This is a genomic window from Nocardia sp. NPDC003693 (assembly GCF_053981095.1).
The window spans coordinates 45279-71138 of record NZ_JBSFNO010000041.1; the positions used below are offsets into that span (position 1 = coordinate 45279).

Consider the following 25860-nt stretch of genomic DNA (forward strand, 5'->3'; position numbering starts at 1 on the left):
CACTTGGCGTGCGCGCATGTACGCGTATCCTCACCCCCGTGTTGGGCTTTAGTCGTCGTATATCCGCGCATGGCACGCTGGCGCGCATGATGGCTGGCGCGAGCGGCACGCAGCGGGACTGTGCGGCGCTCTGTGTTGCCATCGAACGCCGGATGGCGATTCGTTTGACCGTGGGACCCGTTGCGGGAGAAGGGCATCGGGTCGTCGACCTACTCGCCTCCCTGCTGCGGCACAGCCGGACCGTCGCCGGGGTGTGGGAGCTCGATCCCAGCCTCGTCGACGAGCTACCGGGTACCCTGCGGCTGCGAGAGATAGAAGCCTTCCTCGCGCTGGCCCGCCGCATCGTGCGGGAATCGGATCAGATCAGTCCGCCCGATCCCACCGCCGTCGATCGGCGACGGGTTTGGGACGATCTCGATATCCTGCTGATTCGAGCCGATGCGCTGGCCGAGCAGATCGTGCGGGTCGTGCCGAGACAGTACGACACCGTCGAAGGGTCGCAAGAGATTTCACGCATGCGCCTGGCGACCCATGCCGACACCCTGGTCGAAGCGGCGCTGCTGATTCGATCCGCGGTGCGCGAGGCGCTGCGGGTGGCGAGTCCGGACGCGGACGCGCTGCGGCTGGCCGCAACGGCCGATGCCGTGCTGGAGCTGGCTCACGGGCTGGCAGAGGACTCGTGTTCCATTGCGCGCCAACGTATTCAAAGCTGATACGAGAGAAAGAACAGGGGAACGCGATGCGAGCCGTTCCGGCCGATTCCGGCGGAAGTGAACATAAGATGCTGGGCAGCTACATGCAGCGTCAGCGGCTCGAGCAGGGACTGACACAGGCGCAGGTGGCCGCCCGATTGTTCATGTCGAGCTCAGGGTTCGAGAAGTACGAGAACGGGCAGCGGGTGCCTACGGTCGCCACCGTGCGCTCCTGGTGCACCGCGCTCGGGTTGCCCCGGTACAAGCGCCGCAAGGTGTGGTCGATCGTCATGGGCGAGGACCTCTCGGTTGCGGCGGGGGCTCTGGAACCGGTCACCGCCGCCGAGCTCAATCTCATGAACCGGATGCCCGGGCCGGCGTTCCTGCACCGGGTGCCCGAGTACTACGTCCTGGGCGCCAACGCCATGGCGATCGACATGTTCCCGTGGCTGGATCCGGCGCTGGGCACACCCGAGCAGCCGGTCAACGTCATCGTGCAGATGATGACCGATCCGCGCGCCCGCGAGATGCTGGTGAACTGGGGCACCATCGTGCACCGGCTCGTCTACATCCTCAAGGAGAACTCCCTCGGCATCGTGCCGGAGGCACAGATCGCCACGATTCGTGAAGCCTGCCGGTCGAACCCGCTCTTCGATCGCATGTGGGACACCGCCATGCCGCCGGCGACCTACGACGACGACACCGTCATCGTGCGCTCGCCGGAGGGCGAGGACATCTACTTCCAGATGGATTCGCTGCGGTGGGCGCATCCGTGGCGCGATATCGAGATGTTCAGCCTGACCATTCGTAACGACGAGGATTTCCCGCATCTGCACGAGACGCTGCCGGGCATCTTCGCCTGGTAGCGGGGGCTCGATACCGCCGGAAGTCCGTTCCGCCGGTATCGGGCCGTCGCCGCCCCCATTTTCGGGGGCATACCCGTTGCTAACGAACGACCCCGAGCCGTCGGATGTCATCAGTGAACATCAGTGTTCGTCGGGGTGGAAACGAATACGGGAGAAGCAGATGCGAGCAGTAGTCATAGCCCTGGCCATCGTCGCGGCGGCCGCAGGGATCACCGGGTGCGAGGACGACCAGGTGCCCGCCGGGGCGCCGGGCGGAACCGCCCCCACCACCGTCGCGACGGCGCCCGGCGCGTCGGGAACGGCGGTCGCGACCACGCTGCCGACCCGCGACGACGCGACCGTGGACGCCCGCGACTACGCGCAGGGCGAGCAGTACTACTTCCAGTCGCCCAGCGGGAACATCATGTGCGGCTTCCTCGACACCGGTGGGATCGGCGTGGGATGCCAACTCGCCCAGGTCAGTTCGGTACCCGCCGAGCTGCCCGGCTGCGGGTACGCCGAGAACAAGAAGGTCGCCGCCGAGATCTTCAACGGTTCGCCCCGCTTCCGCTGCCTGAGCCAGGGCATGTTCGTGGGCAGCCCGACCGACGGCACGAACAAGGGCGGCGGCAAGATCCTCGGCTACGGCCAGACGATCATCGTGCGCGGCACGGCTTGCACGTCGAGCGAGTCCGGCGTGCGCTGCGACACCGCCGGCCGCGGCTTCAAGGTAGCCGCCGAGGCCCAGTCTCTGTTCTGACCGCCGCCGTTCCCGGTTCGGCGCACCTCGTTCGGTCGGCGGGGTGCGCTGCCGTTGACGCGACGGTGTGGGGCGGCGGGACCGACCCGAACAACGTCGCGTGCGCGGGGCCGAGTTCGAGCAGGCGCGGCGTTCGGTGTCGGACGCGGTCGGCGCCCGCGCCGGGGGTTTCGAGAGAACCACGTGCGCCGATGTCGGCGGGTCGGGGCTCGAGCGCATGGGCTGGACGATGATCGGGCAGGGCGGCGCGTGCGGTCCACCGGGGTTGGGCGGGACCATACTGTCGGCGATCGCCCCACGGGCTCAAATCGGGCCTGCCCATCGATCGTCTGGGGAGTGGCCGATGGGCTGGGAGCGCCGGGGTGTGGGCGGGGTTGGAGACTGGTGGGGATGAAACTGCCTGAACTGCCTGAACTGCCGGTGCGGGGCGCGCTGGACGAGATCGTCGGGACCCTGCGGGACTCGCGGGTCGGCGTGCTGGTCGCGCCGCCGGGGACCGGGAAGACCACGCTGGTGCCGTTGGCGCTGGCGGCGGGCACGGACGGGCGGGTCGTGGTCGCCGAGCCGCGGCGGCTGGCGGCTCGGGCCGCGGCGGCACGTATGGCCGCGCTGCTGGGAGAGCCGGTGGGGGAGAGCGTCGGGTACTCGGTGCGCGGGGACCGGCGGGTGTCGGCGCGGACCCGGGTGGAGGTCGTCACCTCGGGGCTGCTGGTGCGGCGGTTGCAGGGGGATCCGGAGCTCGCGGGGATCGGGACCGTGGTGCTGGACGAGTGTCACGAACGGCACCTGGACGCAGATCTGCTGCTGGCGTTGCTGCTCGACGCGCGGGCCGGATTGCGACCGGACCTGCGGGTGCTGGCCACTTCGGCGACTGTCGCGGCGGACCGATTGGCGAACCTACTGGGTGGTGACGGCGGGCCCGCGCCGGTCATCGAGGTGCGCGGGTGGGCGTATCCGGTTGGGCTGGAGTATGTTCCGGCCCTGCCGAAGGAGCGGATCGAGGCGCAGGTGGCGCGGGCCACCCGGGCGGCGCTGGCCGGCGGGGACGGCGACGTGCTGGTGTTCCTGCCCGGCGCGGCGGAGATTCGGCGGACGGCCGGGCTGCTCACCGGGCTGGGCGACATCGATGTCGTCCCGCTGCACGGGCGGCTGGCGGCGGGGGCGCAGGACGCGGCGTTGCGCCCCGGTGCGCGGCGGCGCGTCGTATTGTCCACGGCCGTAGCCGAATCCAGCCTCACCGTGCCCGGGGTGCGCGCGGTCGTGGACTCCGGACTGGCCCGGGTGCCACGCGTCGATCACCGGCGCGGGCTCTCCGGCCTCGCCACCGTGCGGGTTTCGGCCGCGGTCGCCGAACAGCGCGCCGGTCGCGCCGGTCGCGAAGCCCCGGGCCGTGCCTGGCGCTGCTGGCCCGAGTACGAACACGCCACCCTGCCCGCCTATCCGGACCCCGAGATCCGCACCGCCGACCTCACCCGCCTGGCCCTCGAACTGGCCTGCTGGGGCACCCCCGACGGCACCGGTCTGCCCTGGTGGGACGCGCCGCCGGTCGGGGCACTGACCGTGGGGCACGAGACACTGCGCGCCCTCGGTGCGGTCGAACCGGCGGCGGACGCCGCGGGCCCGGATCGGACGGGCGCCCTGGCACTCGAGGAGGATGATTCCCTCGATGCCGATGCCGATGCCGATGCCGATGCCGATGCCGATGCCGATGCCGGAGAACGTGATTCGACGCCTGGCCAGTCGCGGCGTCGCAGTGCTGCGGTTCGACAAGGTGGCGAAGCGGTGGGCGAGGCGGGGCCGTCGGGCACGACACTCGCACCCCGCCCGGCCCATCCGGCGACCATTCCCGTCGGTGCAAACGCCGACCCCAGGCGCGACTGGGGAGCGGTGACCCCGCGCGGACGCGACATGGCCGCCCTCGGCCTGCACCCGCGGCTGGCCCGCGCGCTGCTCGACGGCGCCCCCGAGGTCGGTGCCCGCGCGGCGGCCGAAGTGGTGGCGCTGCTCGACGACGACACCCTCGCGCCCACTGTCGATCTGGCCGCGGGAATCCGGGCCCTGCGCGCCGATCCGCCGTCACGCTGGCAGCGCGAGGTCGGCCGACTGACCCGCCTCGTCGACGACCGTTCGACCCGGGAGCGCCGATCGATGCGCGGTGACGACCCGGCTTTCGTTGTGGCGCTTGCCTATCCGGAACGGCTGGCGCGGCGGCGCGCCGCCGGGTCCGCGAGCTACCTGATGGCGGGCGGTACGGCGGTCGTGCTGCCGCCGGGGTCCGGGATGGGGGACGCGGAGTGGCTGGCGGTGGCGGGCGCGACGCGCGACCCGGGGCGCGCCGAGGGGCGGATCCGGCTGGCGGCGGCGACCGACGTGGAGACGGCGCGGCGGGCCGCGCCCACCCTACTGGTGACGCGGGACGAGGTGGACTGGTCCGGCGGGGACCTGGTGGCGCGATCGGTCTCGCGCCTGGGCGCGATCGTGTTGTCGGAGAAGACATTACGAGATCCGGATCGCGAGCTGGTGACGGCCGCGCTGCGGCGGGGGCTGGCGAGCGGCGGGCTCGGCCTGCTGCGGTGGAACGCCGACGCGATCGGCCTGCGCCGGCGGCTGGAATTCCTGCATCGCACGCTGGGTGCGCCGTGGCCGGACGTGGCAGACGCTGCGCTGCTGGCCGATACGGAGAGCTGGCTCGGACCCGAGCTGGCCACCGCCACCCGCCGCGCGGATCTCGAACGGATCGACGCGGGGCACGCGCTGCGGCGACTGCTGCCCTGGCCCGCGGCGGCGCGGTTCGACGAGCTCGCGCCAGAACGCCTGGAAGTGCCCTCCGGCAGCAAGATTCGGCTCGACTACGCCGGAGACGTGCCGGTGCTCGCGGTCAAGGTGCAGGAGATCTTCGGCTGGGCCGAGCCCCCGCGCCTGGCCGACGGCCGGGTGCCGATCCTGCTGCACCTGCTCTCGCCGGCGCAGCGCCCCATCGCCGTCACCGCGGACCTGCCCTCGTTCTGGCGCACCGGCTGGCCACAGGTCCGCGCGGAGTTGCGCGGCCGCTACCCCAAACACGCCTGGCCCGAGGATCCGTCGACGGTCTCCGCCCACCGCGGCACCGCCCGCCGCGCCAATTCCTGAGCCCGGCACCGTCGTTCGACGCCCGGTGTGCCGATTCCGTGCCCGCGCCCCGACTCGGCGCGGAGTCGAATCCCCTTCGCGGGCAACGAGTCGAGCCCGCATCGGCGCGGGCTCGGTGAGTTTCTCACGCCCCGCCGAGGGGTGTACGGGCTCGGCGGGGCGCGACTCGGGTCATTCGGCCCGAGGGATCAGGGTGTTCTGGCGTGCCACGGTCCACCAGCGGCCGTTCTCCTTGACCAGGACGTACAGCGCCACCATGGCGGGCTCGGGGTGCAGGAGTTCGCCGGCCGGGGTGGTCTCGTAGGCGAGTTTGTGCGCGAGCGCCAGATCCGTTCGTACGAAGGTGATGTCGGCGACGTCGTAGCGGGCGTACTCGTCCTTCAGGAACCCGGCGAACCCGGCGCGGGACGCCTCGCGCACCGTGTCGACGCCGTGCATGACGCGGCCGACGGCATTGCCCACCGCGGCGTTCGCCGCGAAATCGGCCGTGAGCAACTCGGCGTCGTTGCCGTTGAACGCGGTCTGGGCGTTGGCGATGATCTGCTCGATGGCGGCGATATCGGCCGTGTGGTCGGCGCCGGTGTCTTCGATGACGGGTGCGGTGCTCATGAGTAGATCTTGTTAGCTCAACTTAGGTTGAGGTCAAGCATCCGGGCTGCGAGATGTCGGTGATTCGGGTCACCGCGATCACGCTTGCATATACCCCCTGGGGGTATTAACTTTCTCCGCGTAGGAACACCGAGAACGTCGAGAGAGGCCGAGACAATGACCACCCACGAACACGCCGCCCACACTCAGGCCCCCACCGCTCACGACGCCCATGGCGCGCACGGCGCACATGCCGCCCATGGCGCACCGGCCGCCGGTAATCACGACGCCCATCCCGCGCACAATGTTCCGGCCGCCGACGATCCGCACGCCGGGCACGCGACGCACGGCGACCACGCCGCGCACGCCGCTCCGGCCCACGACGCCCACGCCGCCCACGGCGGCGGGCTGCCCGGCGGCCTGCAGATCACCCAGGACGGCTACACGCTCGAACTGGCCGAAACCATCACGCGGCCGGGCGAATTCGACCTCCGCTTCCGGATCCTCGGCCCCGACGGGCATCCCGTCACCGATTACGCCGCCATCCACGATCGCGAACTGCATCTCATCGTCGTCCGCCGCGAACTCACCCGCTTCTGGCACGTGCATCCCACGCTCGACATCGACGGCACCTGGGGCGTGCGGCTCACCCTCCCCGAGGCGGGCGCCTACCGCGCCTTCACCGACGTCCAACCCCGCGAGCTGGGCCGGACCATCACCCTGGGCGCCGATTTCGCCGTAGCCGGCGACTACGATCCGCAGCCGGTGCCCGAGCCCAATCGCCTTGCCGTCGTGGACGATTACACCGTCACCCTGGACGGCGACCTCGTTCCCGGTCAGGGGGAACTGCTCACCCTGACCGTACGCAAGGGTGGTGAGCCGGTGACCGATCTGCAGCCCTACCTCGCCGCATTCGGGCACCTGGTGATTCTGCGGGCGGGCGACCTGGCCTACATCCACGTGCACCCGAACGGCGAGCCCGGCGACGGCGTGACCGCCCCCGGCCCGGACGTCACCTTCCACACCGTCGTCCCCGGTCCCGGAACCTACCGGCTCTTCCTGGATTTCAAGCACGGCGACACCGTTCGCACCGCCGCCTTCACCCTGCCGACCCGCCGGCCCTGACCCCGTCCGCCCGCCGTCGCACTCACAGCCAACTCGCAGCGGAGCCGCAGATTCGCCACATCCGGCGGATCTAGGCTCCGCGAGTCGAACTGGGCCGAATGCGAATCCGAGCGATCGGGGAAGGGCTGTGGGCATGACGGAGACCGGGGTGCGGGCGGACACGGCGGTGCGGCCGATCGGCGGTGAATTCCGCTGGGCGGCATGGGTGTCCACCCCTGAGGGCCGGCCCCGGTGGGAACGCCCCGCGCTGGCCGCCCTGCTGGCGGGCACCGCCGCGCTGTATCTGTGGGGCCTCGGCGGCGCGGGCTGGACCAACGAGTACTACGCGGCCGCGGTGCAGTCGGGCACCCGGAGTTGGAAGGCATTGCTGTTCGCCGCGCTCGATCCGCAGAACGCGATCACCGTGGACAAGCCGCCCGCCGCGCTGTGGGTGATGGGCCTGTCCGGACGGGTCTTCGGCTTCGGGTCCTGGTCCATGCTGGCGCCCCAGGCGCTCATGGGCGTCGGCGCGGTGGCGCTGCTGGTCTTCGCGGTACGCCGGTGGTCCGGCCCGGCCGCGGGGCTGCTGGCCGGCCTGGCCCTCGCGGTGACGCCGGTGGCGGCCATGATGTTTCGCTACGACAACCCCGACGCGCTGCTCACCCTGCTGCTCGTCGCCGCGGCGTACTGCACGGTGCGCGCGATCGATGCCGAAGGCGCGCACTGGTTCTCGGCGAGCACCGGGTGGCTGACCGGCGCGGGCGTGCTCATGGGCCTGGGCTTCTTGACCAAGATGATGCAGGCGTTCCTGGTGCTGCCCGGCCTTGCGTTGGTGGTGCTGGTCGCCGGTGCGGGCGGCCTCGGTGCGCGGTTGCTCAAAGTGGTGACGGCCGCCGCGGCCGTCGCGATTTCCGCCGGGTGGTATGTCGCGCTGGTGGCGTGGTGGCCCGCAGGGTCGCGCCCGTACATCGGCGGCTCCGAGGACAACAGCCTGTGGGAACTGGCCGTGGACTACAACGGTCTCGGGCGGATCCTCGGGAACGACGGGGGTCATCCGGCCGTGTCCGCTCCGCCGCCGGGCGCCGAATTCGCCGGTGGATTCCAGGGTTTCGGCAGCCGGGCCGGCATCGGCCGCCTGTTCACCGGTGAACTCGCCACCGAATTCTCCTGGCTGTTCCCCGCGGCACTGCTCGCGCTCGTCGCGAGCCTGTGGCTGACCCGGCGCGCGCCCCGCACCGACCGCCGGCGCGCCGCGCTCGTGCTCTGGGGTGGCTGGCTGCTGGTCACCGCCGCCGTGCTCAGCTACATGAGCCGCAGCTTCCACTCCTACTACAGCGTCGAACTCGCACCGGCCATCGGCGCACTGTGCGGCGCCGGCATCACCCTGCTGTGGTCGCGCCGTGCCCATGTCGGGGCCCGGCTCACCCTGGCCGTCATGGCGCTCGGCACCGGCCTGTGGACCTTCCACCTGCTGGACCGGACCCCGGACTGGCTGCCCGCGCTGCGCTGGACGCTGGTCGCGCTCGCCGTGCTCACCGCCGCCGCGCTGCTCGGGGCCGCCGCGTTCCGGCGCGCGGGCATCGTCATCGGCGTCGCCGCGGTGATCACCGGGTTGCTCGGCCCGGCCGCCTACGCCGTAGAGACGGTCGCACAGCCGCATGCGGGCGGCAGTCCGCTCGCCGGTCCGCCCCGCGCCGCTCGCGGGCCGATGCGCGCGGCCCCCGCCACCGATCCGCTGCTGGACGATCTGCTCACCGCGGCCGGGACCCGCTGGGCGGCAGCGGCGGTCGGCGCGTCCGACGTCAGCGCCATCGAATTGCGCACGGGCGCTGCGCTACTGGCCGTGGGCGGATTCAGCGGACGCGACAACGCCCCGACCCTGGAGCAGTTCCAGCGGTACGTCGCGAACAACGAGATCGGCTACTACCTGGTTCGGCAGCGCGGCGGAGACTCCCGCGCGCACGACGGGGTGGCGGACGAGGCGAGCGCATCGGGGGTGGGCGGTGCGGAGACCCGGCTGAACCGTATCGACAGGTCCGCACCGGACCGTCCGGGTGCGTCCGCGGGGAACGGTCCGGGCGCCTCCGGCCCCGAATCCGCCATGGGCGGTTCGCAATCCATGGGCCGGGAGCGACTCGGTCCCGCGCGCCCGGCCGCCGCGCCGTCGAACTCCGCGGCCATCACCGCGTGGGTGCGGGCCAACTTCCCGGTGACCGTCCTGGGCGATCTGGAGGTATTCAAGCTCACCGCCTAGCCCGAACGCTGCGGGAATCCGATCGGCCGATCGCCCGCCGCACAGGATTCGGTGACAGAGCCCGGCGGCCCGACGTGGAAAACGGTTACAGTGGCGATCGAGAGTCACGGGGGCTGTCGTGAGGAGTTCGGCGATGGCCGAAGTGCGCGCACAGGTGGGGGTGCTGGGTCCGGTACAGCTCACCATCGACGGGACGCCCCAGCAGCTGGGCGGTCCGAAGCAACGTGCTGTCCTGGCCTACCTGGCGATTCACGCCAACCGCCCGGTCTCGGTCGACGCCCTGGCCGCGGCGGTGTGGGAGGAGTCCCCGCCGCCGGACGTGCGGGTCAGCCTGCACGCGATCGTCTCGAACCTGCGCAAACCCCTGCGGGACGGCGGTATCGACGCCCGCACCATGCTCCAGCACATGGGCACCGGCTATCGCATCGTCGTCGACGACGTCGCCTGCGATGTCTTCCGGTTCCGCACCCGCCGCGAGAACGGGTTGCGCGCCCTGGCCGCGGGCCGGTTCGGCCCGGCGGCCGAGGCGCTGTCGGAGGCCCTGGCGCAGTGGCGCGGGCCGGTGCTCTCGGACCTGCGCGGGCTCGGCTTCGCCGATGCCTACGCGGTCGCCCTCGACGACGAGCGCATCGGTGTGATCGAGGCCCGCGCCGAGGCGGACATCGCCCGGGGCCGCGCCGAGGCCGTGATCGCGGAGCTGGCGCTGCTGGTGCGCGAGCATCCGCTGCGGGAATCGTTGTGGGAGCAGCTGATCACCGCGCTCTACATGGCCGGGCGGCAGTCCGACGCGCTGGAAGCCGCGCGCCGGGTGCGCTCCACGCTGGCGGAGGAACTCGGTATCGACCCGGGGCACCGGCTGCGCGAACTGGAGGCGCGCATGCTCCGTCAGGATCCGCTGAGCGTGCGCTCGGTGGGCGCGGCGTCGGCCACCCGCGCGACCACCATCGTCGATCGCAGCTGGCACGAACCGCAGGCCGTCCTCAAGGACCGTGACGGCAACGCGTATCCGATCGCGGGCACGGTCACTCGGATCGGCCGGCTCTCCGACAACGACATCGCGCTACCGGACGGGCGGGTCAGCCGCCATCACGCGCTGATCGTCGACAACGGCCTGACCTACGTGCTCAAGGACCTGGCCTCCTCCAACGGCGTGTACGTCGATGGCGCGCGGGTGGTGGACAGCATGATCCTGGCCGACGGGTCGCGGGTGCGGATCGGCGACACCGACATGGTGTTCACCCTGGTGCGGGGCAGTAAGCGGGAGTGACAACCCGGGTGAACTGAAACGGGTTCTAGACATATTCGAGTATTTGTCTTACCGTCGGTTCATGAGTTCAGTGTCGTCTCATCCGGTCAGCTTCGTACCCCGCTCCGGGGACACCTGGCGCGACCCCTGGTCCATGTACTCCGCACTGCGCGAACACGATCCGGTGCACCGCGCGGTGCCCGAGGGTCGCGAATCGGACGACTACTACGTGCTCTCGCGGCACGCGGACACCTACGCCGCCGCGCGGGACCCCGAAACCTTCTCCTCCGCCTCCGGGCTCACCGTCGACTACGTGGACCTGTCCACCACGCCCGTGGGCATGGTCCGCCCGTTCGTCTTCATGGACCCGCCGGACCACACCGACTTCCGCCGCCGGGTCTCCCCGGGATTCACACCGCGCCAGGTGAATTCGGTGGAGCCCGCGGTGCGCAGCTTCGTGATCGAACGCATCGAGCGGCTGCGCGAGGCCGGCGAGGGCGATATCGTCGCCGACCTGTTCAAGCCGCTGCCCACCATGGTGGTCGCGCACTACCTCGGGGTGCCCGAAGCCGACCGCGCCAAGTTCGACGAATGGACCTTCGCCATTGTGGGCGGGGCGATTTCGGCCGGGGACATCTCCGCCATGAGCGCGGGCGTGATGACCGCGGTCGGCGAGATGATGGCCTACTTCACCGAATTGATCGCGCGCCGCCGCGTGGAACCGGGCGACGACACCATCTCGCACATGCTCGCCTCGGGCCTCGGCGAGGAGGGCGACACCGCCGGGCTGCTGTCCATGCTCGGCTTCGCGTTCACCATGATCACCGGCGGAAACGACACCACCACCGGCAATCTCGGCGGCGCGGCGCAACTGCTCACCAGCTTCCCGGACCAGCGTCGCCTGCTCATCGAGGATCCCGCGCTCATTCCCGGTGCGGTGGAGGAGTTCCTGCGCATGACCTCGCCGGTGCAGGGGCTGGCCCGCACCGCGACCCGCGACGTGGAACTGCACGGCACCGTCATTCCCGAGGGTCGCCGGGTACTGCTGCTGTACGGGTCCGCCAATCGGGACGAGCGGGAATTCGGGCCCACCGCGGGCGAACTCGACGTGCGCCGGAACCCGAAGCGCATCATGACCTTCAGCCACGGCAATCACCACTGCCTGGGCGCGGCGGCCGCGCGTATGCAGGCGCGGATCGCCCTCGAGGAGTTGCTGGCCCGCTGCCCCGACTTCACCGTCGACCTGGACAAGGTCACCTGGTCGAACGGGAACTACGTGCGCTGGCCCATGAGCGTGCCCTTCCGCGCGGTCGCCTGATCCGGCCGCCCCGCGCCGGCGAGCACCGGCGCGCGGGCAGCGGCGCGGGTAGTCTCGGCGCGATCGACGAATACCTGGGGAGAGATCTGAAGTGAGCCGGGACTGGCTGTCCGACGACCGCGCCGACCTGGCGGCCGAACGCATACTCGACGCCGCCGCCGCGCTCTTCGCCGAGCGCGGCGTCACCTCGGTCGGGATGGGCGACATCGCCAAGGCGGCGGGCTGCTCGCGCGCCACGCTGTACCGCTATTTCGACAACCGGCACGCGGTGCGGCTCGCCTTCGTTCATCGTGAAACCCGCCGGATCGCGGCGCGGGTCGTGCACCAGGTGCGCGACATCGCCGACCCGACCGACCGGATCATCACCGCCATGCTCGGCGCGGTGACCGAGGTGCGCGCCGACCCCATGCTCATCGCGTGGTTCCGGGCCGGCGAGTCGGGCCCCGCCGGGCGCATCAGCCAGGACTCCGACGTCATCGAGTCGATCGCGGGCGGGCTGTTCACCCCGAACGGCCTCACCGACCCCGAGCGCGGCAGACTGGCCCGCTGGCTGACCCGGGTGATCGTCTCGCTGCTGTCCGCGCCCGGCCGCGACGCGGACGACGAGCGCGCCATGCTCGAGGAGTTCGTGGCGCCGGTCGTCGCCCGGGTGCTGACCTGAGCCCGGCCGGCCGGGCACTACAGTTTGGAGCGTGTCTGCTCCAGAATCGCTCGTCGAGGTCCGTACCCGTATCGATGCCCTCGACGGTGAATTGATTCGCCTGCTGGCCGATCGGCAGGAGCTCGTGCGCGCCGCCGCCACGTTCAAGAAGGACGAGCAGGCCGTGCGCGCGCCCGACCGGGTGGAGCAGGTCGTCCAGCTGGCCCGCGGCCGCGCGGTGGCCGCCGGCCTCGAACCCGCTGTGGCGGAATCGGTCTGGCGCGCGATGATCGGCGCGTTCATTCAGCTGGAGCTGGACGCGCACGCCGCCCAGCGGTAGCGCCAACCAACCCGGCGGTAGCGCCGAACTAGTTCACCGCCCGATATCCGCTGCGGCCGTAGATCTGCTCGGCCAGCAGCGCGCCGAGCTCGCGCACCGCGGCCCGCGCCTGCGGCATGGGCAGCGCGTGGAACACGTGCCACAGTCCGCGATACTCGCGATGTCGCAGTGGCGCTCCGGCTTTCGCGGCCAGCTCGGCGAAGCGGCGGGCGTCCCCGCCCAGCGGATCGTCGGTGGCCGAATGGAGCACGATGGGCGGCAGGCCGGTGATGTCGCGGTACAGCGGGGAGAGCTCGCGGCGGCGCGTCTGGGATACACCCGGGAGGTAGGCGTCGGTGAACTGCGCGATCACCCGCGGGGAGAGCAGCGGCTCGCGGGACGGATCGCAGTCGAAGGCCGCCGATCCGGCGCTGAAATCCAGGACCGGGCAGATCGAGCCCAGGACGGCGGGAGCGGGCAGCCCCGCGTCCCGCACGCGCAGGCCGAGCTCGATCGTGAGATCGCCGCCCGCCGAATCGCCCGCCACCGCAATGCGTTCGCCCGGAATACCGCGCGCCAGCAGATCCCGGTAGGCCGCGGTCGCGTCGTCGATCGCTGCCGGGTACACGTGTTCGGGCGCGAGGCGATAGTCCAGGGCGTACACGACGGTGCCCATGGTCTCGGCCAGCAGTCCGGTGATGGGGCGCAGCATCCGCGGGCTACCCATGGTGAAGCCGCCGCCGTGCAGGTACAGCACCGCCGCGTCGGCCGGAGCCCCTGCGGGCGTGAGTATTTCGGCCGGTCGGCCACCCAGGGTTCCGGCGCTGATCCGTACCCCGCGCGGTGCGCGCGCGAATCGCGTGGCCGCGGCCTCGCGGCGGCGCACCCGGACCCAATCCGGCGCGGCCCCGAACATCCAGCGCCCGATCAGGCGGGAGGTCGAGCGCAGCAGCGCGGTTCGCACGGTCGAATTCGGCACGGCGCTCTCACTTCTCGTTCGGGATCGGCGGGCCGAGTATGTAATCGGCCGGATCCGGGGTACTGCGAATGAGCTTTTCATAGGCGCCCGGACTCCACGGCCACAGCTCGGGCAGTCCGTCCTTGCCCAGATACCAGCTCCGGCAGCCGGTGGTCCACACCGTGCTCGGCGCCGCCGCGCGCATCCGGGCGTTGAAGCGGTCGGTGGCGGCGGCCGTCGGCGCGACGGTCGTGAACTCCCGTGCGCGCCAGCGCCGTAGCCAGCTCACGATGCGCGCGGACTGCGCCTCGGCCACCGCGGTGAGCGGATGGTTGGCGAAGGGGCTGTGCGGGCCGATGAGCATGAACAGATTCGGGAAGTCCGGCAGCATGACGCCCTCGAACCCGCGCGGCCCGTCGGCCCAGGCCGCGTCCAGGGTACGACCGGCCGAACCGGTGATCGCCATCGGCCGCATGAAGGCGTGCGAGTCGAAACCCGTTGCCAGTACCAGGATATCGAGTTCGTGCAGGGCGCCGTCGGCGGTGACCACCCCCGCGCCCTCGACGTGGTCGATTCCGTCGGTCACCAGATCCACGTCCGGCCGCTGCACGATCTCGTAGAACCGGTCCGAGACCACGAGGCGCTTGCACATGGCCTGGTAGTCGGGGGTGAGCGCGGCGCGCAGCGACTCGTCGCGGACCGTGCGCAGATTGCGTTCCACCACCCACTGAATGAGCCGCCGCACCCGGCCGGGATGGGTCAGCCCCCGGGAAAACAGCCCGAAGACAGCGCGATTCATCTCGTACGCGGCCACGCCCAGCCGGGGTATGCGCTGGTAGACGCGTTTGGCCAGGTCCGAGTAGGCGCGATTGACGGTCGGCAGAATCCACTGCGGCGTGCGCTGGAACATGACGACCCGGGGTACCCGGCCCGCCAGTTCGCTGACCAATTGCGTTCCGGTGGAGCCGGTTCCGATCACGCCAACGCGTTTGCCGGCCAGTTCGACCCCGTGATCCCAGCGCGCGGAGTGCATGAGGACGCCCGCGAAATCGTCCAGCCCGGGAATGTCGGGCCGCCGGGGCCGGTGCAGGAAACCCGTCGCGCACACCACGAAATCGAAGCGCTCGACCGCGCCGCCGGAGGTCGTGAGCGTCCACCCGCCGTCCGTGAACTCCGCGCCTGTCACCTCGGTGCCGAAGACCGTGCGCTCGTGCAGGCCGTGTGACCGGGCGGTCGCGACGAGGTAGTCCCTGATCTCCGGACCCGCCGAATACAGGCGTGACCAGTCCGGATTCATGGCGAAGGTGAACTGGTAGTACCGCGAGGGCACATCGCAGGTGAGGCCGGGATAGGTGTTCGCGCGCCAGGTGCCGCCGAAGCCGTCGGCCTTCTCGTACAGGGTGAAGTTCTGGAAACCGTTGCGCCGCAGCGCGACTCCCATGCAGATGCCGGAGATGCCCGCGCCGATGACGGCTATCCGCGGCTCGTGCGGCGCTTCGTTCATGGATGGGCAGCCTAGATTCGCGTCCCGGGTCGCGGGAGGGTTTTCCGGAATATCGGTAGACATTCCGTCATTCGTTAGACGCAGTGTAAAGCGAGTGCTACCGTGTGCGCCAGATCACAAGCTCGAATCGAGGAAGTCAGCATGCGAGCACTGCAGTGGACCGGACCGGAGAAGGTCGCGGTCAACGACATCCCGGTCCCGGATATCGGGCCCGGCGACCTGCTGCTGAAGGTCGGCGCGGCGGGCGTCTGCCATTCGGATCTGACCCTGGTCAACTTCCCGTATCAGATTCGCGAAGACCCGCTCACCCTCGGCCACGAGATCGCCGGAACCATCGAGGCCGTCGGATCCGACGTGCGCGGCCGCGACATCGGCGAACGCGGCCTGGTGTACCTGTTCTGGACCTGCGGCGTCTGCCGCGAATGCGTGAGCGGCAACGAGAACGTGTGCACCGCCGCCGGCCGGGTCGCCATGCCGCCCTGCCCGGGCCTGAGCATCGAGGGCGGGATGGCCGAGTACGTGCGGATCCCGGCCACCGCGTTCGTGCCCATCGGGGACCTGGACTTCCTGCAGGCGGCGCCCATCGCGGACGCCGCGCTGACCACGTATCACTCCATTCGCGGTGCGCGCGAGGCACTTCGGCCCGGCGGCACCGCCGTGGCCATCGGCATCGGCGGGCTCGGGCACGTGGCGCTGCAGATCCTGGACGCCATCGCCGGCGTTCGCGTCATCGCCGTGGACGTCGCGCCGGAAAAGCTGGAACTGGCCGAGGCTTGCGGCGCGGATCTGGGGCTGCTGGCCGGCGCGGACACCGCGCGGGAGATCCTGGATCTCACCGGCGGACGCGGCGCGGACGCGGTGTTCGACTTCGTCGGCGTGGACGCCACCGCCAAACTGGCCGTGGAAACCGTCGCCCCCAACGGGGCCTACCGCATGGTCGGCATCGGCGGGGGCGTACCGGAGATCAATGCCGGACCGGCGGGCGGGCCCGGCCTGCCCTGGGGCGCCTCGGTGCGAAAGTCATTGGGCGGCACCCGGTCCGACCTGTACGACTGTGTCGGTCTCGCCCAAGCGGGCAAGCTGCGCATCGAGGTCGAGCGCTTCGACCTCGCCGACGGCCCGGAGGCGCTGCAGCGCCTGGATCAGGGGCACATTCGCGGGCGCGCGGTTCTCGTGCCCTGACCGCGGGCGGGCCAGCCGTCGACGCCGTCGAGGAATTCCGCCACGCGCGCCGCGATGCGGTCCGGGAACTCGCCGTTGATCGCGTGCGACGCCTCCGGCCACACCTCGATCTGCGCGGCGGGCAGCAGCTTTCGCGCCCGGTCCGCGATCCGGCGGGCGTTGTGCACGATGCTGCGCCCGGCGAAGATGCCGAGAAACGGCGTCCGCAACGCTGACAGCTGCTGCCGCTCCGGCTTTCTCGTCATCGGCAGGAAGGCCGCGAAATCGCGCATGCCCGACGCGATGAGCCTGCCCTCCGGGGAATCCCGGGGCGTGCGCGCGCCGCCGGAGATCCAGCTGAGCAGGGTGTCCCGCCAGGACTCCGGCATGCCCGGCAGCACCGAACCCAGGGACACCACGACCATCTTCCAGCTGACGCCCGCGAAGACGAAGGGGGAATCCAGAGTCGTCAGCGACGCCACCCGATCCGGTTGGCGCACCGCGAGATTCACCGCGGACCAGCCGCCGATCGACACCCCGAGCAGATGCACCGGACCCGGTTCCAGGGCGAGCAGAGCCGCGCCCAGCCACTCGGCCTGCTCGCGGTCGTCGGCGATCGGAGCGGACTGCACGCTCGCGCCCGGTTCCCCCAGCAGATCGAGGGTGATGACGGGCCGCCCCGTGGCGAGCAGCCCCGGCAGATTGGACACCCACAGCGGTGTGGCCGACTGCCGCCCGGGCAGCAGGACCAGGGGCGTGCCGGACCCCGATCCGAAACGGTAGGCGCGCACCGTGCCCCAGGCGGTCGGCACGTCGATCGTCTCCTTCGGCGCGGGCAGCAGCTCGAAACCCGCGCGATAGGCGTCGCGATAGCGCGCGTACCCGGCCGCGTCGCGGAAATAGCCGACGCGCTCGCCCTTCCATTGCGCGCCGACGTTGTGCTCGGGGAACTCGACGATGCTCACCGGTCCAGCATCCCCGGCGCCGCGGCGGCTATCAACGAGCCCCCGGGCGCGCGCCGCTCGAACGCGTGCTCTCATTCGAGACGGGCGATCCGCCGCGCCAGCCAGCCGCGCGTCTCGCTGTCTCCGGAGTGCGCGAGCAACCGGCCGCGGGCGGCGGGGGACAGGGCCAGCAGCAGACCGTCCACCCGTCGGCGGGTGTTCCAGTCGAGGACGTAGCGGACCGCGCCCGCCAGCGCCCGCTGATCCGCCTGTTCCACCGCGCGGCCCACATCGCGGGGTGTCTCGCGATCGAGGAACCGGGCCGGGATGCCCTCGTGCACCGGATAACCCGAGTGCGCGCCGGTCCCGGCGGCGCACCAGGTGAGCAATCGCAGGACCCGCTCGACGGCGTCCGGATGCACGGCGCACAGCAGGTCCCACATCTCTGTCAGCTGGGAGCCGGGTAGCCGGCCGCCGGTGCGGGAGATGTCCAGGAACAGCGGGGCGTACACCGCGAGGGGATCGGGAATGGCCGCCGCCCAGCCTCGTTCGACCCGTTCGGCCGCCGCGGCCCGGTATTCGGCGGCGCGGAATTCGCGCAGCGGGCCGGATACGCCGCGAACGGCCAGCCACTCCAGGGACAGCTCGCCCTCGGCCAGCACCGCGTCCTCGGACCACCCCGCCCAGCGCACCGAATACCCGTGGTGCAGGGTCACGCGGGCCAGGCCCGAACCCCGGCCGTCGACGAAATCCAGGGCGACGTCGCCCGGGCACATGCACACGAACCCCGGAAGATCGGCGATCCGCAGCGCCGCGCACAGCGCCCGCACGGCAACCGGATCGCGTTCGGTCAGCACCGGCGCGGAATCGCCGCGCATTTCCCGGACCCGTACTCCGCGCGCGTTTACGAGCACCCGGTCCAGGGCATCACGATCACCTCTGGCGGACTCGTCCCCGAACGACATACCCAACCCTAAGGGAGTCCGCCGGTCGCGGCTCCGGCCTCGTTCAGCACGCAATCGGGTGAATGTTGTCCGACTGGTTGCTGAACTGGTTCGTACCAGTTGGTGATACGGTGCGATGTGACGCCGACAACTCAGGTCTCGCCCCGAGGCCGAGAGCAAGGACCGGGGCAGGACCAGGGTTTCTGTCTGCCGGTTGCATGCGATCGAGAGAGAACAGGCACGGGTGTGCACCGCGTGGTGACCATCCGCTGCTGAACTGCATTGTTGCCGAGAAGCCAGACATAGGAGAAACAGTGGCGATATCGGACCCCAAGCGGGATGGGACCGGACCCGCTTCCGGACGCCGGAGCGCGCTGTGGCGCACCAAGTCCGTCGAGCAGTCCATCCGCGACACCGACGAACCCGACGCCAAACTCCGCAAGGACCTGACCTCCTGGGACCTCACGGTCTTCGGCGTCGCCGTCGTCGTCGGCGCCGGCATCTTCACCCTGACCGCGCGCACCGCGGGCAACTACGCCGGGCCCGCCGTCTCGCTGGCCTTCGTGTTCGCCGCCATCGCCTGCGGCCTGGCCGCGCTCTGCTACGCCGAATTCGCCTCGACCGTGCCGGTCGCGGGCAGCGCGTACACCTTCTCCTACGCCACCTTCGGCGAGCTCGTCGCCTGGACCATCGGCTGGGACCTCATCCTCGAATTCGCGCTCGGCACAGCCGTTGTCGCCAAGGGCTGGTCGCAGTACCTGGGCGTGGTCATGGGCGGGCACAGCCCGGTGCTGAACCTGGGCGCGGTCGACATCGGCGGCTGGCACTGGGATGTGAAATTCGACTGGGGCGCGGTGCTGCTCATCGCCATCCTGTCCGTGCTGCTGGCCCTGGGCACCAAGCTCTCCTCCCGGGTATCGGCCGTGGCCGTCGCCATCAAGCTCGCGGTCATCGCCCTGGTCGTGGTGGTCGGCGCGACCTACTTCAAGGCCGAGAACCTGAAGCCGTTCATCCCGGACTCGGTGCCGGTCGAGGGCGGCGCCGAGAGCGCGCTGCACCAGTCGCTGTTCTCACTCGTCACCGGCGCCGGGCACACCACCTACGGCTGGTACGGCCTGCTCGCGGCGGCCAGCATCGTGTTCTTCGCCTTCATCGGCTTCGACGTGGTCGCCACCGCCGCCGAGGAGACCCGGGACCCGCAGCGCAACGTGCCGCGCGGCATCCTGGGCTCGCTGGCCATCGTGACCGTGCTGTACGTGGCGGTGTCGCTGGTGCTCACCGGCATGGTGTCCTACAGGGATCTGCAGGGCGACGACGCGACCCTGGCCACCGCGTTCGAGATCAACGGCGTCATGTGGGCCAAGAACATCATCTCCATCGGCGCGCTCGCCGGCCTGACGACCGTGGTCATGGTGCTGTTCCTGGGCCAGACCCGCGTGCTGTTCGCCATGGCGCGCGACGGGCTGGTCCCGCGCAAGCTGGCGCAGACCGGGCCCAAGGGCACGCCGGTGCGCATCACCTACATCGTCGGCGCGATCTGCGCGCTGCTGGCCGGCTTCGTCGACTTCGGCACGCTCGAGGAAATGGTGAACATCGGCACGCTCTTCGCCTTCGTTCTGGTGTCGATCGGCGTGATCGTGCTGCGCCGCACCCGCCCGGATCTGCAGCGCGGATTCAAGGTGCCGCTGGTGCCGTTCGTTCCGATCCTGTCGGTCATCGCGTGCGCGTGGCTCATGTTCAACCTCTCGGTCGAGACCTGGCTGCGCTTCCTGGTCTGGATGGCGCTCGGCTTCTGCGTCTACTTCCTGTACGGCCGCAAGCACTCGCTGTTGCGCGCCACGCCGGAGTGACCGGGGCGGGGTAGCTGGTCGGCTGCTCGAGTTCGGATCAGGTGGTGTGTCGTCCCGGCGGCACCCTGTGGCTCGAGGTGTAATTGCTCATATTAGTGAGAGTTGCGCCACATGTTTCGCCATCAGCACCACCTCAGCATTCGAGAGGAACCGATCGTGAGCATGCTCCTCGCCGCCGTGCACGACACGTACACGACAGTCGTCGCGCAGATCGGCAATCCGACACCGGAGACCCCGCCGGTGGCGGACAAGCTGATGAAATTGGTCCGCTACTTCACCTGGTTCACCATGCTGTCCGGCGTCACCGCCATCACCTACGGCGGCGGCCGCTTCGCCTGGGAGAAGTGGAGCGGAGGCGGTCTGGAATCGCCGAAGATGGTGGCGGGAGCCATGATCGGCGGCGCCACCGCCACCAGTGCCGGAACCATTATGAATACGGTCATCGGGAGCTGACGCCGATACAGTGAACCGCTGGCAAGGGGTGCGCCGGAATTCCGGCGCACCCCTTGCCATTTCGGTAGCCTGCTAGTTGCTACTTCTGGCCGAGCATCCGGCGCATCTGATCGATCTCGGTCTGCTGGCCGACCACGATGGCCTTGGCCATCGCCTTGGCATCGGGATTCACGCCATCGGTGAGTTCGGCATTGGCCATGGTGACGGCGCCCTCGTGATGCTCGATCATCATGCGCATCCACAGCTGATCGAACTCGGTGCCGGACAGACCCTGCAATTCGGTCATCTGGGCCTCGGTCATCATGCCGCTCATACCGCCGTGACCGGCGTGCCCGTCCACCGTGGTGCTGGGCGCGCCCTTGCCGAACGCCTGGAGCAGCGCGGTGATCTGCTGCATCTCCGGCGTCTGGGCCTGCTCGATCGCCTTGGCGAGCGCGATCAGCTCCGGATTCTGCGAGCGGGACGGCACCATGGCCGCCATGTCCACCGCCTGCGCGTGATGCGGATACATCATCTGCAGGAAGCTGACATCGTCCTCGTCGAAATCGGTGCGGGTCGCGGCCTGCGCCGAGGTGGCGGCCGTGGTGGTGGAACTCGACGCGGCGGTGGCCGAGTCGTCATCGCCGCCGCATCCGGCGGCGAACAGGGCGATCGCGGCGGTGGCGGCGATCGCGGCGAACGTGGAACGGGTAGCACTGAACATGGCTGCACTCCTCGGGAATCAGCTGAAAATCTGGAAATGGGCATGCGAAAAACCGCTTCCGCGTGCGTGATACGCGGCAGCGGGCGCCCATCAGATCCGCAGAATCGCCAAATCGGCCAGGGTGAGCACCGTCCACGGGGGTGGGCGGGCGTGGTGTGCGCGAGCCGGCCGGGCCTTCGTGTCATCGCCGCCGGGGCGGGGCGCGCCCACCCAGGCCAGCAGGGCCAGGCCGAGTCCGAGCAGCAGCGCGGTCAGGACGAAGACGCAGCCGTGCAATCCGGCGTGTCCGCCGTCGCAGTCACCGCAGCCGGGTGTGTTCGAGGCGTGATCGGTGGTGGCTGCCAGCGTCGATGCGGTGACGGCCGTGTGATCGGTGGTGGCTGCGTGATCGGTGAAGTCCGCGTGATTCGCGGTCGCGGCGTGGCCCGGGGGCATGTCGTGCGCGGGGCTCGCCGCGTGGCCGGTGCCGATCACGAGCGCGTGCATGATCGCGATTCCGGCCAGCAGGGTGAACAGGCCGAACGCCCGGGCGAGCCGGGTTGCGTGCGACTGGTGATCCACCACGGGGGCCATTCTATGTGGTCAGGGGTGCGGGCCGGTCGATACCCCCGGTTGGTATCGGTCGACATGGCGCGCCCGAATGCCGACGACCCGGGGTTCGGCGGCGCGGGCGGGTAGCCTGACGCCGTGTCACAGCGCGAACTGGTCATCCTCGGAACAGCCAGCCAAGTACCGACCAAGCAGCGCAACCACAATGGATATCTGCTGCGCTGGGATGGCGAGGGACTGCTGTTCGACCCGGGGGAGGGCACGCAGCGGCAGATGATCTACGCCGGGGTGTCGGCCACCGACATCACGCGCATCGGCATCACCCATTTCCACGGCGACCACAGCCTCGGGCTCGCGGGAGTCGTGCAGCGGATCAGCCTGGACCGCGTGCCGCACCCGGTGGACGTGTACTACCCGGGCTCGGGCGAGGAGTACTACCGGCGGCTGTGCCATTCCACCGCCTATCACCAGACCGCGGAACTGCGGCCGCATCCCATCGTCGAGGACGGTGAACTGCCCTCGCAGGGCGCGCCTTTCACCCTGCGCACCGCCAGGCTCTCGCATCCGGTCGAGGCATTCGGCTACCGGCTCACCGAGGCGGACGGGCGCCGCATCGTGCCGGATCGCCTGCGCGAACTGGGCATCTCCGGGCCGGTGGTCGGTCGATTGCAGCGTGACGGCGAGGTCACCCTGGACGGGCGGCGCATCACGCTCGACGAAGTGAGCGAACTGCGGCGCGGGCAGAGTTTCGCGTTCATCATGGACACCCGGCTCTGTGACGGCGTGCACGATCTCGCGGCGGGGGTGGACATGCTGGTCATCGAGGCCACCTTCACCGACGCCGACACCCATCTCGCCACCGAATTCGGGCACCTCACCGCGGGACAGGCGGGCGAGGTCGCGGCCAAGGCGGGAGCGCGAACGCTGGTGCTCACGCACTTCTCGCAGCGCTACCGCACGCTGGACGATCACCGCAGCGAAGCCGGCGCGCAATTCGACGGGGAGATCGTGGTGGCGGCGGATCTGACGCGCATTCCGGTGCCCCCGCGACGCTGAATCGGCGCGGGGTGCGAAGTTCGCGGCGGTACGGTCGTGGTGCACGGGGGCGGGCATGATGGGGGCCATGGATGCGCACGCGGAATTGATCGCACTTGCCGACCGGTACTGGGATGCCATGCTCGAATCCGCGCCCAGTTCGGCAACGCTGCTGGGGGACAGGCGATTCGACGATCGCATCGAGGATCTGTCCGAGGAGGCCGAACAGCGCCTACTGGGCACTTGGCGCGCGCTGCTCACCGAGGTCGACGCCCTGGATCCCGAACGCCTCGACGAACAGGATCGGGTGACCCGCGGTCTGCTGCGCAATGAATTGGTATCCGCCGCGGAGAATCTGGAGTGGCGCCCGATCGAACTCGCCTCCGATCAGATGAACGGCGTGCACGCGGGCCTGCTCACCATGGCGCCCCAGCTCAACGCGCCCGAACCCGAGAATGCCGCGAACCTGGTGCTGCGATACCGGCAATTCGGCGGATTCATGGCGCAGGCGGTCGAGCGATTCCGCGCCGGGCTGGCCGCCGGGCGCACGCCCGCGCGCATCACCATCGAGCGTTCGCTCAATCAGCTCGACGGTTATCTGGCCTCGGATATCGCCGCCGACCCCTTCGCCACCTTCGCGGGCCCCGCCGAGTGGGCCGGTGAATCGGCCTGGCGCGCGGATATGGCCGAGGTGACGCGCGAGGTCATCCGGCCGGCCTTCAGCGCGTATCGCGACGCGCTCGCCGGCGAACTGCTGCCCGCCGCGCGCTCGGACGACCAGCCCGGCCTGTGCTGGCTCGGCGCGGACGGCGACGACATCTACCGGCGCCTGCTGCGTCAGCACACCACGCTGCCCGATCTGGGCGCCGAGGAAATCCACCAGCTCGGACTCGACGAACTCGACGCGCTGCGTGCGGAATACGCCGAAGTCGGCTCGCGGCTGTTCGGAATCTCCGGGCTCACCGAGGTTTTCACCCGCCTGCGCGAGGATTCGGCCCTGCGCTACGACGACGGCGAAGAAATCATGGTCGACGCCCGCGCCTGCCTGGCAGCGGCCCAGGCCGAAATGGGTAAGTGGTTCGGCCGCCTGCCCCGCCAATCCTGCGACATCCTGCCGGTACCGGATTTCCTGGCGGCCGACGCGCCCCCGGCCTACTACTTCCCACCCGCCGCCGACGGCTCTCGCCCCGGCGCGTACTACGTGAACCAGCACGATCCCAAGGGCCGCAACCGCTTCGAAACCGCATCGGTGGCGTATCACGAGGCCATTCCCGGCCATCACCTGCAGCTCACCATCGCCAACGAACTCGACCAGCTGCCGAGCTTCCAGCGCATGTCCTTCTCCAACACCGCCTTCGTCGAGGGCTGGGCGCTGTATACCGAACGCCTGGCCGACGAAATGGGCCTGTACCCCGACGATCTGACCCGCATAGGCATGCTCGCCGCCGACTCCTGGCGCTCCTGCCGCCTGGTGGTCGACACCGGCCTGCACGCCAAAGGCTGGACCCGCCAGCAGGCCATCGACTTCATGGTCGCCAACGCGCCCGTGGGCGTGGAGGAAATCCGCACCGAGGTCGACCGCTACATAGCCATGCCGGCTCAGGCCGTCGCCTACAAGGTGGGCCAGCTCGAAATCCGCCGCCTCCGCGCAGCCACCGAACGACGTCTGGGTTCGGCGTTCGACATCAAGATCTTCCACGATCGGGTGCTGGGCTCTGGGTCGGTGAGCCTTCCGGTTCTCCGGGATCTGGTGGCGACGCTGTAGGTCGCTGCGGTTTCGTTTGGAGCCCTGCCGCCGGAAAGTAGACAGGACAACGGAGTACCGGCGGGAAGGCGTGAGTGCCTCGGCGGCGGTTGGGAGCCCTACCGCCGGAAAGTAGACAGGACAACGGAATACCAGCGGGGGCACGTCGGGAGACTCGGCTGCGGTTGGGTGCCCTACCGGCGAAGTACGCCTGGATAACGGAGTACCAGCCGGGGCGGGTTGGGTGCCTCGGCTGCGGTTCCAGCCCTTCCAGGCCGATCGACGGGATCGAAGCCCTTGGATGCGTGGCCGAGTTCGCGACCCCGGACCAGGCGTGGCAATCACCGCCCTGGGCATAACCCCATTGTGTCGATGGCGAGTCTTTGTCTGTGAGTCTCGAGAAGGTTCCCACGGCCGGCCGGCCAGGCTGGGAGGGTGAACGGGCTCCTGGCTGGGGAGCCATAGGTCGGGTACGGCAGGTGAGGTAACCAGCACTGTCGCATCTGTTTTGCCTGCTCTCCCGAACCCCGCTGGAAGCCGCACAGCCGGTATGGGTGTGGGCTACGTCGGCCACGGGCGTGAACACCGATACGTGTGGACGCACGGGCTGTCCGGGCGGGACGGCCGGGCTGTTGCGAGGACGGGTGGGAGCCCGTTCGGTGATTGAAGGCCGATGAGGCCGCGAACGAAAGTGTGTAGAGCAGGGGCGGATATCGCGGCCGGGGGTGCGGTCGCTGGCAGAGCCGCCGTGTGGAGATGCGCGATGCTGGGGGCGGGGTAGCTCACACAGGGGCGACGGCATGGGCGGTGCCGGGCGCACGAAGGCCTCTTCGGCGTCGAAAGCCGAAGAGGCAGAGTCGAAAGCGGCGGTGAAGCTTGATACTCAGGGGCGAGCGCTAGCAGCGCCATCGTGCTGGGATCCCCGGAAACTGGGGATGATGACGGAAGTTCACACGCGGCCTACGACCTGGGTCGATGTGTGGCGGTGGGATCCATCCGGTTTTGCCCGGATTCTCCGAATCCTCACCCATCGCAACCGTTCCCCACCCGTTCGGGCCGGTGTTGATCTGGGCGTGGCAGGCATCGCACGCCAAAGTCAGGTTCTCGATGTCGGTTTCTC

23 protein-coding genes are annotated in these 25860 nt (G+C 70.1%); 16 read left to right on the top strand and 7 right to left on the bottom strand.

Annotation, left to right across the window (positions count from 1 at the left end; all coding sequences use genetic code 11):
- Positions 1-38 precede the first annotated feature (38 nt).
- The 4 genes from ACWDOP_RS32155 (at position 39) to ACWDOP_RS32170 (ending at position 5426) form a co-directional block, all read left to right on the top strand.
- Positions 39-713 carry a hypothetical protein gene (locus ACWDOP_RS32155; protein WP_454202620.1) on the top strand — a complete coding sequence of 225 codons (675 nt, stop codon included), beginning with the start codon at positions 39-41 and terminating at the stop codon, positions 711-713.
- A gap of 68 nt (positions 714-781) precedes the next feature.
- The gene (locus tag ACWDOP_RS32160; protein WP_454202621.1) at positions 782-1558 is read left to right on the top strand and encodes a helix-turn-helix domain-containing protein; all 777 of its coding nucleotides are present in this window, start codon (positions 782-784) and stop codon (positions 1556-1558) included.
- Positions 1559-1718: 160 nt separating this feature from the next.
- A complete protein-coding gene (locus tag ACWDOP_RS32165) occupies positions 1719-2297 on the top strand; it encodes a DUF6636 domain-containing protein (protein ID WP_456348057.1) in 579 nt (192 codons plus the stop codon).
- Between the two features lie 390 nt (positions 2298-2687).
- Positions 2688-5426 (top strand): ATP-dependent RNA helicase, encoded by a 2739-nt coding sequence (locus ACWDOP_RS32170; RefSeq protein ID WP_456348058.1) that lies wholly within the window; start codon positions 2688-2690, stop codon positions 5424-5426.
- A 171-nt stretch (positions 5427-5597) separates the two neighbouring features.
- On the opposite strand, the gene ACWDOP_RS32175 is transcribed toward ACWDOP_RS32170, so the two are convergent.
- Positions 5598-6035 carry an SgcJ/EcaC family oxidoreductase gene (locus tag ACWDOP_RS32175; RefSeq protein ID WP_456348059.1) on the bottom strand — a complete coding sequence of 146 codons (438 nt, stop codon included), beginning with the start codon at positions 6033-6035 and terminating at the stop codon, positions 5598-5600.
- A 156-nt stretch (positions 6036-6191) separates the two neighbouring features.
- On the opposite strand from ACWDOP_RS32175, the gene ACWDOP_RS32180 reads away from it, so the two are divergent.
- The 6 genes from ACWDOP_RS32180 to ACWDOP_RS32205 all read left to right on the top strand — a co-directional run bounded on the left by ACWDOP_RS32180 (position 6192) and on the right by ACWDOP_RS32205 (position 12916).
- Positions 6192-7139 carry a hypothetical protein gene (locus tag ACWDOP_RS32180; protein WP_456348060.1) on the top strand — a complete coding sequence of 316 codons (948 nt, stop codon included), beginning with the start codon at positions 6192-6194 and terminating at the stop codon, positions 7137-7139.
- A gap of 133 nt (positions 7140-7272) precedes the next feature.
- Positions 7273-9372, top strand: a complete 2100-nt coding sequence (locus tag ACWDOP_RS32185) for a glycosyltransferase family 39 protein (protein ID WP_456348061.1) — start codon at positions 7273-7275, stop codon at positions 9370-9372.
- Positions 9373-9505: 133 nt separating this feature from the next.
- Complete coding sequence (locus ACWDOP_RS32190; RefSeq protein ID WP_456348062.1) at positions 9506-10639, top strand: BTAD domain-containing putative transcriptional regulator; 1134 nt, start codon at positions 9506-9508, stop codon at positions 10637-10639.
- A 61-nt stretch (positions 10640-10700) separates the two neighbouring features.
- Positions 10701-11936 (top strand): cytochrome P450, encoded by a 1236-nt coding sequence (locus ACWDOP_RS32195; protein ID WP_456348063.1) that lies wholly within the window; start codon positions 10701-10703, stop codon positions 11934-11936.
- Positions 11937-12027: 91 nt separating this feature from the next.
- Positions 12028-12597, top strand: coding sequence for a TetR/AcrR family transcriptional regulator (locus tag ACWDOP_RS32200; protein WP_454202630.1), 570 nt, complete (start codon positions 12028-12030; stop codon positions 12595-12597).
- Between the two features lie 31 nt (positions 12598-12628).
- Positions 12629-12916 carry a chorismate mutase gene (locus ACWDOP_RS32205; RefSeq protein ID WP_456348064.1) on the top strand — a complete coding sequence of 96 codons (288 nt, stop codon included), beginning with the start codon at positions 12629-12631 and terminating at the stop codon, positions 12914-12916.
- A gap of 28 nt (positions 12917-12944) precedes the next feature.
- On the opposite strand, the gene ACWDOP_RS32210 is transcribed toward ACWDOP_RS32205, so the two are convergent.
- Together ACWDOP_RS32210 and ACWDOP_RS32215 are read right to left on the bottom strand one after the other, a co-directional pair.
- On the bottom strand, positions 12945-13874 hold the full coding sequence (locus ACWDOP_RS32210; protein WP_456348065.1) for an alpha/beta hydrolase: 930 nt from the start codon (positions 13872-13874) through the stop codon (positions 12945-12947).
- A 7-nt stretch (positions 13875-13881) separates the two neighbouring features.
- The gene (locus ACWDOP_RS32215; protein WP_456348066.1) at positions 13882-15357 is read right to left on the bottom strand and encodes a flavin-containing monooxygenase; all 1476 of its coding nucleotides are present in this window, start codon (positions 15355-15357) and stop codon (positions 13882-13884) included.
- A gap of 141 nt (positions 15358-15498) precedes the next feature.
- Here ACWDOP_RS32215 and ACWDOP_RS32220 point away from each other — a divergent pair, with 141 nt between their 5' ends.
- Positions 15499-16539 carry an NAD(P)-dependent alcohol dehydrogenase gene (locus ACWDOP_RS32220; protein WP_456348067.1) on the top strand — a complete coding sequence of 347 codons (1041 nt, stop codon included), beginning with the start codon at positions 15499-15501 and terminating at the stop codon, positions 16537-16539.
- On the opposite strand, the gene ACWDOP_RS32225 is transcribed toward ACWDOP_RS32220, so the two are convergent.
- On the bottom strand, positions 16500-17483 hold the full coding sequence (locus ACWDOP_RS32225; protein ID WP_456348068.1) for an alpha/beta fold hydrolase: 984 nt from the start codon (positions 17481-17483) through the stop codon (positions 16500-16502). The two genes, ACWDOP_RS32220 and ACWDOP_RS32225, sit on opposite strands and share 40 nt — an antisense overlap.
- Positions 17484-17554: 71 nt before the next feature.
- Positions 17555-18427 (bottom strand): hypothetical protein, encoded by an 873-nt coding sequence (locus ACWDOP_RS32230; protein ID WP_456348069.1) that lies wholly within the window; start codon positions 18425-18427, stop codon positions 17555-17557.
- Between the two features lie 293 nt (positions 18428-18720).
- Here ACWDOP_RS32230 and ACWDOP_RS32235 point away from each other — a divergent pair, with 293 nt between their 5' ends.
- Complete coding sequence (locus tag ACWDOP_RS32235) at positions 18721-20256, top strand: amino acid permease (protein WP_456348070.1); 1536 nt, start codon at positions 18721-18723, stop codon at positions 20254-20256.
- A gap of 162 nt (positions 20257-20418) precedes the next feature.
- Complete coding sequence (locus ACWDOP_RS32240) at positions 20419-20709, top strand: hypothetical protein (protein ID WP_354989408.1); 291 nt, start codon at positions 20419-20421, stop codon at positions 20707-20709.
- Positions 20710-20788: 79 nt separating this feature from the next.
- Here the strand turns inward: ACWDOP_RS32240 and ACWDOP_RS32245 are convergent, their stop codons facing one another.
- The gene (locus ACWDOP_RS32245; protein WP_456348071.1) at positions 20789-21412 is read right to left on the bottom strand and encodes a DUF305 domain-containing protein; all 624 of its coding nucleotides are present in this window, start codon (positions 21410-21412) and stop codon (positions 20789-20791) included.
- Positions 21413-21502: 90 nt separating this feature from the next.
- Complete coding sequence (locus tag ACWDOP_RS32250) at positions 21503-21976, bottom strand: hypothetical protein (RefSeq protein WP_456348072.1); 474 nt, start codon at positions 21974-21976, stop codon at positions 21503-21505.
- A 123-nt stretch (positions 21977-22099) separates the two neighbouring features.
- Here ACWDOP_RS32250 and ACWDOP_RS32255 point away from each other — a divergent pair, with 123 nt between their 5' ends.
- From ACWDOP_RS32255 to ACWDOP_RS32265, 3 genes are all read left to right on the top strand, one after another.
- Positions 22100-23017 carry a ribonuclease Z gene (locus ACWDOP_RS32255; RefSeq protein WP_456348073.1) on the top strand — a complete coding sequence of 306 codons (918 nt, stop codon included), beginning with the start codon at positions 22100-22102 and terminating at the stop codon, positions 23015-23017.
- A 67-nt stretch (positions 23018-23084) separates the two neighbouring features.
- Positions 23085-24761, top strand: a complete 1677-nt coding sequence (locus tag ACWDOP_RS32260; RefSeq protein WP_456348074.1) for a DUF885 domain-containing protein — start codon at positions 23085-23087, stop codon at positions 24759-24761.
- A gap of 917 nt (positions 24762-25678) precedes the next feature.
- A partial coding sequence (locus ACWDOP_RS32265) for a hypothetical protein (protein WP_456348075.1) occupies positions 25679-25860 on the top strand: 182 nt, incomplete at its 3' end.